The 13,798-nt window shown below is 39.3% G+C and carries 10 protein-coding genes; 4 read left to right on the top strand and 6 right to left on the bottom strand.

Annotated elements, in window-relative coordinates:
• Positions 1–109: 109 nt before the first annotated feature.
• The 5 genes from A3GQ_RS0116930 to A3GQ_RS0116910 all read right to left on the bottom strand — a co-directional run bounded on the left by A3GQ_RS0116930 (position 110) and on the right by A3GQ_RS0116910 (position 7,088).
• Positions 110–1,912 (bottom strand): reverse transcriptase/maturase family protein, encoded by a 1,803-nt coding sequence (locus A3GQ_RS0116930; RefSeq protein WP_028775848.1) that lies wholly within the window; start codon positions 1,910–1,912, stop codon positions 110–112.
• A 1,003-nt stretch (positions 1,913–2,915) separates the two neighbouring features.
• Complete coding sequence (locus A3GQ_RS24705; protein ID WP_051271961.1) at positions 2,916–3,599, bottom strand: MFS transporter; 684 nt, start codon at positions 3,597–3,599, stop codon at positions 2,916–2,918.
• Between the two features lie 66 nt (positions 3,600–3,665).
• Positions 3,666–4,274 carry a TetR/AcrR family transcriptional regulator gene (locus A3GQ_RS0116920; RefSeq protein WP_028778079.1) on the bottom strand — a complete coding sequence of 203 codons (609 nt, stop codon included), beginning with the start codon at positions 4,272–4,274 and terminating at the stop codon, positions 3,666–3,668.
• Positions 4,275–4,416: 142 nt separating this feature from the next.
• A complete protein-coding gene (locus A3GQ_RS0116915; RefSeq protein ID WP_028778078.1) occupies positions 4,417–6,462 on the bottom strand; it encodes a ligand-binding sensor domain-containing protein in 2,046 nt (681 codons plus the stop codon).
• A 164-nt stretch (positions 6,463–6,626) separates the two neighbouring features.
• Positions 6,627–7,088 (bottom strand): NUDIX hydrolase, encoded by a 462-nt coding sequence (locus tag A3GQ_RS0116910; protein WP_028778077.1) that lies wholly within the window; start codon positions 7,086–7,088, stop codon positions 6,627–6,629.
• A 697-nt stretch (positions 7,089–7,785) separates the two neighbouring features.
• On the opposite strand from A3GQ_RS0116910, the gene A3GQ_RS0116900 reads away from it, so the two are divergent.
• Positions 7,786–7,998 carry a hypothetical protein gene (locus A3GQ_RS0116900; RefSeq protein ID WP_028778075.1) on the top strand — a complete coding sequence of 71 codons (213 nt, stop codon included), beginning with the start codon at positions 7,786–7,788 and terminating at the stop codon, positions 7,996–7,998.
• Between the two features lie 342 nt (positions 7,999–8,340).
• Here A3GQ_RS0116900 and A3GQ_RS0116895 read toward each other — a convergent pair whose 3' ends face one another.
• Positions 8,341–9,876, bottom strand: coding sequence for an FAD-dependent oxidoreductase (locus tag A3GQ_RS0116895; RefSeq protein WP_028778074.1), 1,536 nt, complete (start codon positions 9,874–9,876; stop codon positions 8,341–8,343).
• Positions 9,877–10,039: 163 nt separating this feature from the next.
• Here A3GQ_RS0116895 and A3GQ_RS24700 point away from each other — a divergent pair, with 163 nt between their 5' ends.
• From A3GQ_RS24700 to A3GQ_RS0116880, 3 genes are read left to right on the top strand one after another with little or no spacing between them, the layout of a single operon-like run.
• Positions 10,040–11,164 carry a GerAB/ArcD/ProY family transporter gene (locus A3GQ_RS24700; protein WP_051271958.1) on the top strand — a complete coding sequence of 375 codons (1,125 nt, stop codon included), beginning with the start codon at positions 10,040–10,042 and terminating at the stop codon, positions 11,162–11,164.
• Positions 11,139–12,659, top strand: coding sequence for a spore germination protein (locus A3GQ_RS24695; protein ID WP_051271955.1), 1,521 nt, complete (start codon positions 11,139–11,141; stop codon positions 12,657–12,659). Before A3GQ_RS24700 ends, A3GQ_RS24695 begins: the two co-directional genes overlap by 26 nt.
• Complete coding sequence (locus A3GQ_RS0116880) at positions 12,656–13,789, top strand: Ger(x)C family spore germination protein (protein ID WP_028778073.1); 1,134 nt, start codon at positions 12,656–12,658, stop codon at positions 13,787–13,789. The genes A3GQ_RS24695 and A3GQ_RS0116880 overlap by 4 nt, the downstream gene beginning before the upstream one ends.
• Positions 13,790–13,798 lie beyond the last annotated feature (9 nt).

Raw genomic sequence — 13,798 nt, 5'->3', positions numbered from 1 at the left:
AAGTAGAGTAGGAACCCAGCGCCTTACCGCCTTACGACGGCAGGTTTCCAAGAACCCCTCCCCGAACCGTACATACACCTCTCAGCGTATACGGCTCTCCACTTGCCTCTTAGTCTAGCTTCCCTGCATGAAGCCTATCATGACAGGCTTCACACAGTACCATCGTCTTCCTTCTTCTCGCAATCATATGTTGTTCCCAACGGGCTTTTCCTTTAAGGTCTTTGAGCTTTCTGACGTGATGCACCTCTAGAGGAACATTAATCGCACCACACCATTCGCATTCCTCTTTTTCGAGTGTTTGCAATAGGCTCGTTCGACCCGAATATGGTAGTTCGTTGGGCAGTATGTCTATTTTACCAATTAGAACCTTGGGATCTCGTTTGAATCCTTTATGATAGAGCGTTGCAAACTTCTTCCCACTCTTCACATCGTATTCAACTGTAAACTTTCTATCCTTCTTGTACTTATAAAGGATCTTGGAAACCGAAGTTCTGTATTTGTTGGCAAAAGTTTTGTACATACTGTATTCCATGATGTAGAAGAATTTGCTCAGGACACTCGCATTGTTTGCCAGCTTATAGTAATTGTATAAGCCTCTTATTTCGGCGTTGTATATGTGGAGTATCTCTATGTCTTCTAGAGTGACTAGTCTGGAGCGGTGTAAAGAATGCCATTCTCCTTTGTCATCAATCTTTAAGACATTCAACTGGAGTAACTTATTCAGCCATTTTTCCTTAGGCACATAAAGTTTGCACTTCATGTTACCAGAACGTTTCTTAACCCCATTTTTATCCCTTGTTATATGTTCATCTCTGGTTATGACGATGTCATAACCTAGAAATCTTGCTGGTTCGGATGAGTGAGTAATAAGAGTTTTTTCTTCCGAAAGCGTGAGACTCAGACGTTCACTAGTAAAATTAGCAACCTCGGCTTTGATCTGCTTGGCTTCCTCTTTGCTTCCTATAACCCCAATGATGAAGTCATCGGCGTATCTTACATAGAAGAGTTTCTTAAAGTTTTCATCAAGCGGATCAACATAGGATACCTTTCTTATCTCATCTTTCAGTTTAGCTATTCGCTCCGAAATAGACTTTTTCGTCTCCTCGGGTATATGTTCTCTCATTTGTTTCTGAAGTTTTCCAATCTGATATTCCAGTCTTTTGTATTCCGGATTGGTTTTCCTTCTAGCCCCTTTGTCAAATCTAGATTTGATACCAAGAGTGTATTTATCTAGCTGATCTAAGTAGATGTTCGCTAAAATAGGGCTGATGATCCCCCCTTGTGGGGTTCCGCTGTATGTGGAGTGAAATCTCCAGTTCTCCATATATCCAGCTCGAAGGAATTTCCAGATTAGATTAATAAACTTTTCATCCTCAATTCTCATTCTGAGAATTCCCACCAGTTTGTGATGGTCGATGCTGTCGAAGAAGCATTCAATATCTCCTTCTATGAACCATCTAACCCCCGTGAAGTTTCTTTGAACTTGCATAAGAGCTGTGTGACAACTTCTGTTGGGTCTGAACCCATGGGAATTGTCCGAAAAACTTCCTTCATAGATGGCTTCCAACAACATGCGGCAAACTTCTTGGACAAGTTTGTCCTCGAATGAAGGTATTCCAAGGGGTCTCTGTTTGCCATTTGCTTTCGGGATAAAAACTCTTCTAACGGGTTTTGGCTGATAAGACTGATCCCTGAGCTTCTCGATAAGGGTATTTATTCTCTTTATACTCATTCCGTCAATTGTTCTTCCATCTACACCTTCAGTCATATTCCCTTCATTAGGTGCCAGCTTGCTGTAAGCTAGCAGAAAGAATTCTTCATTGTATAGATTCCGATACAATCTCTGGATTGTATATCCCTCATCTTTTGACTTTGAAGCTAGACTGTTCAATACCATCACGGGATTTCTCATAGAGCCTCTCGCTCCTTCCCAATTCGTATTAAACGAGGTAAGCTGCCCTCCTTCGCCATGTACTAGGCTCTCCCTAGCTCGGACTACTACGAGGGCTCCGTCACCATATTGGATATTCAGATGCCTTTTGCATCATAGCCAGTTTCGCTGACATTCCAACTTAGGTGATCCCCGTTTAGACATCTAATGACAAGCTATGTTGCAGTTTCGGATGGGACGTTCGCCTTTTCTTCCCTTATTGGGCGCGAGCAACCGTGGGACGTTACGAGAGTAGTTAGAACATCTGACCCTCTCGCTGTTCGAGAAACCGTAATGTTTTTATACGGTTCTCCACCGGTTATATGGCGTTTCTAGCTACCTTTCGCCATAGTTTACGCTACAACCTCTCAGGCTGTCCTTCAAGCAGTATAGCCTTCATCCTTGTCTGCAACCGTTTCGTCTTGCCACTCAGTCGCACCGTGATAGCTTGGTGACTTGTGACTTTACCAGCATGCTACACTCCCCCTCAGGTTTCCCATTAGGATAAGCTGGTTGACGATAGGCTTTAGTTACGTCCTTTGCCTACTGCCTTGCCAAAGGCAGATTCATTAGATGCCCTTACGGGCGCACAAACATCGTGCTTGAATAGGAAACAAATGTCATGAGAGAGAATGAGACTTTATAGTCTTGCGAGTGGGAAAACCCACGGTTTTAATCGTGGGATGATAGCGAGCGTTAGACGAGGGGGGTTTTTTCCTCCCACAATTCTGACAAATTTTTCAGAAAACATATTTACAAACATATATTCCCCTGTTAAACTATCTGTTAGTTGCTCTTTCAAAACTGGATAGGATATAGGGCCCAGCAAACCAATCGTTTTGCACGTAAAATGCTATGTGTACCAAAAAATGGCTAAACTGAAATGCGAAAACCAAGCAGTAAGTCTATTCTATGACGTAGCAACAAAAACTTTTTTTAATCGTGGGGCTCACGGAGCTAGCTTGGTAAGGAAGTAGTCATTAGACTACCGTCCCAAGAATCCCATGGCTTCAGCCAGGTGGAGTGTCAAATAGTGAATACTGTCTTTAAATTGTTGCAAAACAGAACCCGATATCTCCTTCACTTTTGGTAGGGTTGGAACAATAATGAATGCCAATAAAAAGATTTCAATCAGAGCAGTAATAACATCCATATAAAAAGTTACTCCTAATCCAAACTTTCCAAATACAAATCCTCCTAATGCAGGACCTAGTATCAGGATAAGCGCTTGTGATCCTTGAAAAGCACCATTGATTTTTGTTAGTTCTGCTTGAGGAACTATTTGTTGTACCAAAGCGTTACCTGCGGACTGTTGAATTGCTCGTCCAATCGAACGAAGCATCGATATCACTAACAGCAAGATAATATTTTCAAACCCGAAGTGAAATAAGACTGCTGTTACAAGCATAAGAAACGCGATTGTCCCATCTGATATCATAATCAACGTTTTTCGATTGTACTTATCTACAAGCGTTCCTGCGATTGGCGCAAACAATGTTAATGGTAAAATGGCAGCAATCATGCCTAACATTAACCAAAAACCTGACCCTGTTTTCAATGAAATACACCATATAATCCCATAGGTGACGATAGCAGACCCAAATAGGGAAAAAAATTGTCCAATCACAAACAAATATGCGGAAGCTTTCCAATTACTTGTCTTCGTCATTATTTTTCTCTCCTTAAGTGAATAAATGGTCAGTCATTTATTATGGTAAAAAAATTTATCACTTATCTATTCTTTGATCAAGAAACTTAAAAACTGATCTACTGAAGGATAGATATATTCAGCTTTGAAAGTACGACTAGTAAAAGCTATTCCTTGATACACACTATAATAAAAGAAAGCAAGTTCCCTAGGTTCTCCTTGGCTGAAATAACCATTTTCCTGTCCTGATGCAATGAGACTCGATAAACTATCAATCAGCTTTTTCAATGATGTTTCATATTGTTTTTTTAGATCTGGATCGAGCTCATTTTTTGAAAAACTATCTATTTGACTCAATAAAAGAAAACCTTCTGTTGCAGATGGATCTTCTATGAGATTGCTTAGTAACCCTTTTGTAACTGTTATCAAAATCTCTTTTTCATTCCCTTTTTGCAAAAATAAATCCGCGATCGCATTCAGACTAGGTACAGATAAGTCGATCAGCTTATTCATGATTTCTTCTTTGGATGAAAAATATCGGTAGGCTAATCCTTTGCTAATGCCAGCGTCATCAGCTATATCTTGTATGGTAGTCTTAAAAAAAGTCTTCTTTGCAAATAATTTTGTTGCAGAAAACAATATTTTCTCTGTTGTCTCACTTCTCATTGCTTCAAAACGTTCTTGTTGTTTGCTCACATTTTCACCTCATCATCTCCGAATGACTGAACATATAGTCATTATAATGTGGAAAGCATCATTCTCAACATTATTTTTTTTATTCTCTTCATTGCTAGTAAAACCAGAAACCCAAGTTCAAAACGAAACTTGGGTTTCACTCTTATTGTGGAGTGTATTTTACTAGATTGACTCCAATATTCACATGTGGACCTTCTTTCATATACAAATCTCGTCCTATTCGTACTAGGCGGTACAAGTTGGTTTTATAAGGAATTCGCCAAGTTTTCCACGTTTTCGGGTCCACTTTAAAGAAATTCCCATCTGTAGTGATATAAAGATATCCATTGGGATGGAAGACCAACGAAGTCCCGGTGGTACCCCCTCCTTTGACTAGTGTAGTCTGTCTTAACGCTTGCTTTTGTTTGGGATCAAACTGAAACAGTATGCCATCAGATATTCCCCATATCATCCCATCTGGTCCCACTGTTAAGCCATTAATTCGAAGTGGAATCCCTTTAACCAAAGGAGAGTATTCCGCTACTTTTTTAGTGGTCTTAGGATCAAACTCAAATAAAACAGCTTCTGAAGCTTTGGGAGTAGTAGCATCCCCACCTTCGATACTCGTTCCTACCCAAATACGTTTATCTTTTGCGGTAATGGTTGTTATTGTTTGATCGGGGACAATATTGCGTAATACAGTAGGCTTCCCTCTTTTTATTAAGTCATAGATGGAAAGCGCACCACCCCAAGTACCATATTCGGATCGGCTACCTACATATAGTTTTTGATCCGCTACAAGAAGAGATAGAGGTCGAATTTGCTCTTGTTCTTTTAGACTAAAGAGCATGGCTGGGTTTTGTTTGACTTTCCAAGGCTGAGTTGGATTGTACTCCAGAATCTTGCCTTCCGGATAGGTACCTACATACATTTTTCCTTGCGACCATGTCCAACCTTCTACTTGTCCCAACCCTGGATATTGTTGATGTTTTCCTGATTCCGTGTCATAAATACCTAGTGATCCATTAATGTAAGCACTGGAATAAAGTTTCCCATCTCGACCGGCAATGACATGATAAAGATCAAGAGGCTGCGGAGGAAAAGGAAGGGTAAATTCTTCATGAGCACCCGTGACTGGATTGTAACGGAACGCTCTACCATCATAGTTGCCGATCATACCTACTAATGTTTTTCCGGGGTAATTCGGCTCATCAAACTCTTCCCAACCCCAGCTAATTACGTTATTTGCAAGGGACGCCCCAGGAACTGGTTTATAGGTATTGTTTGTTGTATCAAAGCGATAAAGCTGATATTTATAAGAAAAATAGACAGATTTTCCATCTGGTGCAAGGGATGATACCCCTTTAGAGCCAATAGGAAAATAGTCTTGCTGCTTTTTTGTCAAACCATCTGTTACCGTCTCTGGTTTTCCTGTCACTGGATCTAATACTAACTCACGAAAAGATGGTTCCAATTTAACGAATAATCGATTGGCAATAAAATCAAGATCATAAGCAAAAGAGTCGGTTTGATACTCCATTGGTAAAATAGGTACCTTCTCTCCTGTTTGAAGATCGTATCTTACTACATTTGCTCGCACTGCACCGATACCTGCGTATAAGATCGCATTATCTGCATCTAATGCAATGTCTCTGGCATACACATCTGGAAAAATCGATCCAAGATCATATGATTTGCCAGTCACATTGTAAGCAAAAACTTTTGCTGAACCATAAGAACCGCCGTAAATGGCTCCACTTTTACCTGGAGTTAAACCATATAAAACATTACTTCCGCTAGGAGAACCACCCATATCTGTCAGTATCTCTGTAATCGGATCATAGCGGTAAACGTGGCCATTGCTGTAAGAACCTAGCCACACTTTCCCATCGGTTGAAATGGTAACACTCCATACTCCTTTGGCATCTGGAACAGGAATGACCTTTAGAATTTCTCTTGTTTTCAAATCGGCAATAATCAGTTTACAAGGGTTTCCAACGATTGGCGCGTATACAACTGGCCTTCCCTTCTGATCTTTTCCAAAAGCAGATTTATATAGGGTAAGATCATAAACTTGAGGTCCCAACTTCATCATTTCATCTGCATAAACAGTTCCATGAAACCAAATCCCAAACCAAAGACCAATAACAAAGAGGACAGAGGAACAAAAGCTGCATTTTTGTTTTTTCTTTCTAGGAAAATTTATCATGATACTTTTTATTCTTGCTTCTATGATCGAATTTATCCCTAGAATTGGATATTTGTAAATGGAAATGAAAAAAGAGCAGGTAACCCTGCTCCAAAACGATAGTAAATAAATGATATATAGTCCAATCTGGACAGAAGAAAATTTTCCTCTGCCCAGTTGATTCGTTAGGAAGTAAATCGTTTCTCAAGCTTTTCAACTCCCATACGAATCAGATTTTCCATCCATCCGCTAGGAGTAAGTTCGTTCGGGGTTAGGGAACCTATCTCTTTCCAGAAAAAAAAGTCATGTTCACGAGGTTGAATTCTCACTTCTCCACCTGGGAACTCTGCTAGATACCAGTATATGTTACCTGATCCATCTGACAGCGGCTCAATCGACAGTGTCATCAGTGCATTCATCGCGACAACAAGATCCGTTTCTTCTCTGACCTCCCGAATAGCGCCTAGACGGGGGTTCTTCATCTCCCCCAATCGTACATGGCCTCCAGGAAAATCATGTCCATGTGGAGATATTGGACGTATATCTCTTGCTACTCTTTGTAGAATAAGCACTTTCCACTCGAGGGAACTGGTATCGATAATGACTACTTTCGCCACCTTGCGTGGTTTAGTTGAACAGAACGTCATGCTCTACCTTCCCTTTAAGGGGCCGTAATTATATCGTACTTGTAAGCGCATTAATTCGCAAACCCTATATAATATTCCGGAAAAGGCAATCCATATGGTTCCTCATTTTGTGACTATCGGTTGAACGCGACTAAAAACATGGGAGCACACAGAATACTTGCTCAGAAAACACTCATATGATCATAGGAAAAGGTACTTTTACTATAGAAACACCAGTATTCTTCTACATTATTGAGGATAACTTGAGTGAGGAAGAGTACGAGGAGCACCTCAACAGCAGCACAACTACAAGACCTACGTTCCTGCCTAGTGACAGCTACTCTGGTATTATTCCTCATATAATCGCCATTATCCAAGTGTTGAAAAGGAGCTTTTAGATGCTTTTCTATATCCATGCTTTGACCAATGTATATTCCGCCATTAAATTTGTTAGTGATTCGGTAGATGCCACTGCCCATTCTCTACAGAGTCGAAAGGGATTTTGAACTATTCAAACATGGAGACGTTATGTCAATAAAATCATATGTACATAAGTCATTCGTGTCTTTGTCCAAATAAGAGATATTCCTTGATATGTATGAATTGAATAAATCTGATTAACTATCGTCCTATTTAGGTCTTTAATAAAATCAATTCATAGAATATAATTACAATATCACTTCTACTTCTCTCACTTTTGTGAGTGAAAGGACCTGATATGTACATCGCCGCCATCGCCACGAACCGTGACGTTCTGAATGCTCGGCGCCACGAGCTGGACTCGAAGGAGCGGGACATCAAGAACAAGAACATCACCGAGGAACTGAGGACCGCAGCGCTGAACCGCATCCAGCAGAAGCGCGCCGAACTCGACTCGAAGGAGGCTGCCTACACGGAGTCCGGGACACTGATGAAGCCGGCAGGCGTCTGATCAGGTCCTACCGGGACGAAGCCCTCGCAACTAGCGTGAGTGCTTCATCCCGGGAACGCATATAATAGGAAGAAATATAGATGAAAAGCTACCATTTATAGTAGCTTTTTTGGTTACATATACTCTTTTTTATCTTTTGTACAATAGAAGACGAAATTAATGGAATGCACATAATCATAGATAGTAGATCAAATCTATTGGGGTCACCGTATTGACCCCAATAGATTTGATCTAGGTTTACCGGAGTTGAAAATTGAACTAGATGTTTGGGCTGCTGGTTAAAAGGTTCATATATTGGATAACAAAAAGAAAAAAAGAGCCTTTCGGCTCTTTTTTCTTATCCTACTTATCTATTTCATTATCAGCATGTTTCATTTCAATTCTAGGCAATGGTCTTTGCGCTGGGCCTTCCATCACATCACCATCTGTTGAAAAACGAGAACCATGACAGGGACAATCCCATGTTCGATCTCCATGATTCCATTCTACTTCACATCCCAAATGAGTACAGGTAGAATCCACTACATGCAGCTGACCATCTTCATCGCGGTAAGCTCCACATCTTTGGCCATCGACCATAACAACTGCACCTTCATCTGGATGTAAATCTTTTGGTTCTTTAAATGTAATACCAACCTTTCCAGCGATCAGTGTACCTGCAACATCTAAATTTTCTACCATTACATTTCGTAAGCTAGGATCAGCTTGAAAGCGGGATGGTGTGTACAAAGATTCGTACGGATTGTCTCGCTCCATGATGAGGTCTGAAATTAGCTGAGCTGCGATCGTGCTTTGTGTCATTCCCCATTTCCGAAATCCTGTGGCAACAAATATATTTGGATGTTTGTCTGTGAGTCTCCCGATATACGGAACTTTATCCAGTGTGATTAAATCTTGTGCTGACCAACGATAAGGATATGCTTTTATACCAATCGTATCTTGTGCAAATTTTTCTAGAACCTCATAGTGTTGCATTGTGCAAATACCTTTGCCTGTCTTATGTGATTGCCCTCCGATTAACACATACTTCTGACCCTCAATCGTCACTTCACGTAATGAACGAGTGGCTGGTTTATCAATAGACAAGTACATTCCACCTGGATATGATTTTTCTGGTTTGATTGCGAGTACATAAGATCGATCAGCATGGAGCCTTGCAAAATAAAAACCTTTATCATAAAAAGGAAAATGAGAGCATGTTACCACTTGTTGACAACGTATCTGTTTTTGATTTCTCGTGATAACGGTCAGTTTATCTCCTTCTTCTATATCTACCGCTGTCGTATTTTCAAATACTTGTCCACCATTAGCAACCACTTGATCCAACAAACTTTTTAGATACCGAAGCGGGTGGAATTGCGCTTGATCTCGCATGATCAAACCAGCCTTCTCTCCTAAACCAAGGGGCAATTTATCTACTAATTCTCCTTTTATGCCCAAAGTTTGATAAGCAGCTGCTTCATCTTCTAACTTTGTAATACCACTCTCTTCAATCGTATACAAAAACGCATCCACTTGTTTGAAATCACAATCTATATTCCTTTCATTGATTGTATCTTCGATAAATTTTTTCGCTACCATGTTGGCCTGATAATAAGATTCAGCTTGTGATGTTCCAAAATGACTGATCAGTTCATCATAAATCACATCGTGTTGGGCAGTTATTTTTGCTGTTGTATGACCAGTAGTTCCATTTGCCACTCGTCCGGCATCAAGTAAAATCACTTGTTTTCCTTCTTTTGAGAGTAGGTAGGCAGTTGTTATTCCTGCTATACCCGCTCCCACTACCACTACGTCTGTTTGCATATCTTCCTTTAATGCAGGAAACTCCTCAAATGGATTGGGATCTCTCCAATAGGGTTCAGGATAGTTTGGCATTTTCACTTTTATGTCTTACCTCCATCAGAAACGCAGTTTCAACACTCATTGGTAAAGTTCACCGAAATACATATTGTTATGCATAATCAGGAAAGTAGTGTATAGACATCTTATTTTTTACAAACCTTAACCATAAGAAAAGTCTTACTTTCGAGGTTAAAAAATGAGTAAAACCAAGGTAATCAATGATTTACAAGTATTCTTTCTTTTTTTAGCCTATGTAGGAATCACCTGTCATGTTATTATCCTTCCAGCTATTCTAGGAGTCGCCCAACGTGACTCATGGGTTTCCGTTCTCATTGGTGGTGTTATTTTTCTTGCTCTCATCATAAGTGGAATATATTTCATCATGAAACAAACGAAACAAGAAAATTTATATACATGGTTAAAAGAGAACACACATCCAGTTGTTTACTGGCTAGTCACTATTCTATTTCTGTTAAACCTGCTCATTGGGATTTATATCAGTTTTTATGACACCATCCGCTGGACAAATACGGCCTATCTGCCTGGTACACCTTCTTGGATTATTGCTCTATTTACGATTGTGGTATGTGCATTTTGTGCTTATTTAGGTTTAGAAACTCTTGTGATTGCAAGCGGCTTGTTAGTACCCATTGTGATCCTTTTAGGAGTATTTGTGATGAGCGGAAATATTCCAATGAAAGATTACAGTTTGCTTTTCCCTATTATGCAACATGGATTTCCTCCGATCTGGAAGGGAATCATATATGCTTTCTCAGGCTGGATGGAATTTATTGCGATTCTTTTTTTTCAACAAAACCTGAAAAACAAAATAAACCGAAAGACACTGTGGATTACAGGTAGTGTTCTTATTATGATCACACTCGGTCCTGTCATTGGCTCAATAACGGAGTTTGGCCCTATTACTTCAAGTCAACTGCGCTATCCTGCATATGAGCAATGGAGGCTGCTCACCTTAGGCCCATTAGTCGAACATGTTGATTTTCTGTCCATTTATCAATGGTGGGTAGGATCTTTTATACGCATATCCCTTGAACTCTATTTGATTTTAGCTATTTTGCAGATCAATAAGAAAAAAACGAGAGTATGGGTGCTTAGTGCCATCGTATTGGTAATTTTTTGTTCGATGAAAATACCAATTGGGGATAGCCCGTTTTGGAGTATTACTGCTAACTATTTTCTACCGCTATCCTTGCTTTTGACATCTTTCATTTTTTTGTTTTTGCTGCTGATATGTGTTTGGAATAAATATCGAAATAATTCTAGGAATGGTAAACATGAAGAAAACACCACAAAAACCTGACAGTTCAAAGGACAAGAAAAGTACTCATCCACCAAAAACATTTGTTAACCAACTTAGTAAAAATGTAAATGCAATAAAAGAACAACTGGAAGATTGCGGAGATGTAAAATTCGTCACCAAACGAATACAAACCGAATCTCAAGATCGATCTTCTACTTTCATTTATTGTGATGGCTTAATAGACACACAACGCATGAATCAAGAAATTTTTCATGAGATATATAAATGGGTGGGAGCAGCTAATTTTGATCCTTCTTCGTTGCCACTATCAACGATAAGAATCAGCAACGATGATATATCAGTTATCGAATACTTATTTGAAGGCTACTTAATTTGCTTAATCGACGGAATGGATCATGCTTTTTGTTTTGATATCGCAAAAATACCCCAGCGACAACCAGAAGAAACACCTTCTGAAACTGCTATTCGTGGATCAAGAGATGGGTTTACTGAAAGTCTAACTACAAACGTTGCACTTATCCGTAAGCGAATCAAGTCTGGTTCTTTGAAATGTAAAATATATCAAATCGGAACGAGATCCAAAACAAAAGTAGCATTGATGTACATCGAAGATGTGATCCAGCCTGAAATGCTCGAAGAAGTAACTAAGAGCTTATCCAACATCCAGATTGATACTCTTACTACTAGCCAGCAACTACAAGAGTTGATGGATAGATCCTCTTCTATTCGACTTCTACCGTTATTTGATTATACAAGTAGACCAGATTTTATATCATCCTATTTAAATCATGGACGGTTTTGTTTAATTGTCGATGGCAATCCTACTGTACCTGTCGCACCAACAAGCTTAACTTCGCTTTTAAAAAGTAGCGAAGATATACATAGTATGGTGATCGTGAATAGCATGCAGTATATTTTAAGACTATGTGGGTTGTTAATCTCTCTTCTATTGCCTGCTTTTTGGACTGCTATTACCTATTTCCATCCAAATCAAATACCAATTAGTTTACTCTCTACCTTGATGTTGTCACGGAAGGGAATTCCATTTCCCATTCCGATCGAAACCATATTGATGCTCTTGGTGTTTGAAATTTTCCGAGAAGCTGGACTGCGACTACCCATTCAAGTTGGACAGACCCTATCTGTAGTTGGAGGATTGATAGTTGGAGATGCTGCTATTCGTTCAGGTCTCACCAGTCCAAGTACCGTCGTAGTTATTGCTATGTCTTTTGTAGCAAGTTCTACGCTTATCAATCAATCTGTTGTAGGCATGATTAGTTTAATTCGATTATTTCTGTTGTTTTTATCTGCTTTTCTTGGGATTTTTGGATTTGTACTGGCTTTATTTGTTGTAGTTCTTTACTTATCTCAATTAAAGAGCTTTGGAGTCCCTTACCTTGCTCCCGTCTCTCCTTTTTATCCAAAAGACTTTATTCGAACGGTATTTCGACCTTCATGGAAAAAAATTGATCAACGTCCGTCCATGTTAAAAACAAAAGATAACACTACCTCTGAGGAGGGAACAAAGGAATGAATAAAGTCATATGTTTCATTTTGTGTCTATGTTTACTCTGCTGCGCATGCGATGGTCGTCGTATACAAGATATGCTCTTTATTTATGCGTTGGGAGTGGATTATAAAGATGGACAGTATGAAGTCAATGGTCAAATAATGAATTATGCGACAATAGCTGGAGGAGACAAAAGCGGGACCCCACAAGAAACGGATAATCTGTGGATAGGAAAAAGCAAAGATCCGATATTGGAAAATGCCCTATATAAACTCCGATCGTCATCCGATACCATGAGTTTTGGGCATCTCAATACATTTATATTTGGACCTGGGATCTTAAAAGATAAGAAAAAAGTGGTGACAGATCAAATTTTCCGTTCACGCTCTACAAGATTAACTCCTTGGTTGTTTGCTACAAATGAATCGTTAGATAAAGTGCTTTCTGTTTCTCAATTTCTTACAAAGACACCATACTATTCTATTTACAATCAACCAAAGGAAGTCTATAAGCAAGACTCTTTTATTCCACCTATTCGAATTCATCGCTTCTCTAGCCAAATCAACGAACCAGATAATTTGGCCATCATTCCTACCCTAGCGATAACGAAAAAAACATGGAGAAATGAAAAAAAAGATATTCCCCAACTTTATGTAAGTGGTGCTTACACTTTACAAAAATCAAAACCTACCCATTCCTTTTCTTTAGACCAATTAAAAGGCCTTCGTTGGGTTAGTGAACAGACAGTAGATACACCCATTTATTTGTCTAAAAATAAAAAAGAGTTCCTGACGCTAACGGCTCGAAAGCCAAAATTAAACATTCAAACCACGTTCGAAAAAACCGGAAAAACAAATCATATTATTGACATTGATCTAAAAGCTGAATTAGTCCAAACAGACGTAACTGTACCAGCTGAAAAAATAGAAAGAATGCTTGAAAAAAAAATTAGAGATGAAGTGATTTCCACTTATGAGTACGGAAAAAAGAGAGATGTAGATATATTTCGGTTGCGATTCCACACCTATCAGAAAGATACAAAAATGTGGAAACAAATAATGAAAACCCCACTAGCTCAAGATATTCTTATTGTTCGCGTTCATGCAGAAGTTATCAATACGGGATACCTTAAAAATGATACGTTTAGTGAGTAAAACGATCCT

Source organism: Shimazuella kribbensis DSM 45090, from assembly GCF_000428065.1.
Classification (GTDB): Bacteria; Bacillota; Bacilli; order Thermoactinomycetales; family Thermoactinomycetaceae; genus Shimazuella; species Shimazuella kribbensis.
The sequence above is the reverse complement of the archived record's forward strand: the minus strand, read 5'-3'. Positions and strand labels throughout refer to the sequence as shown.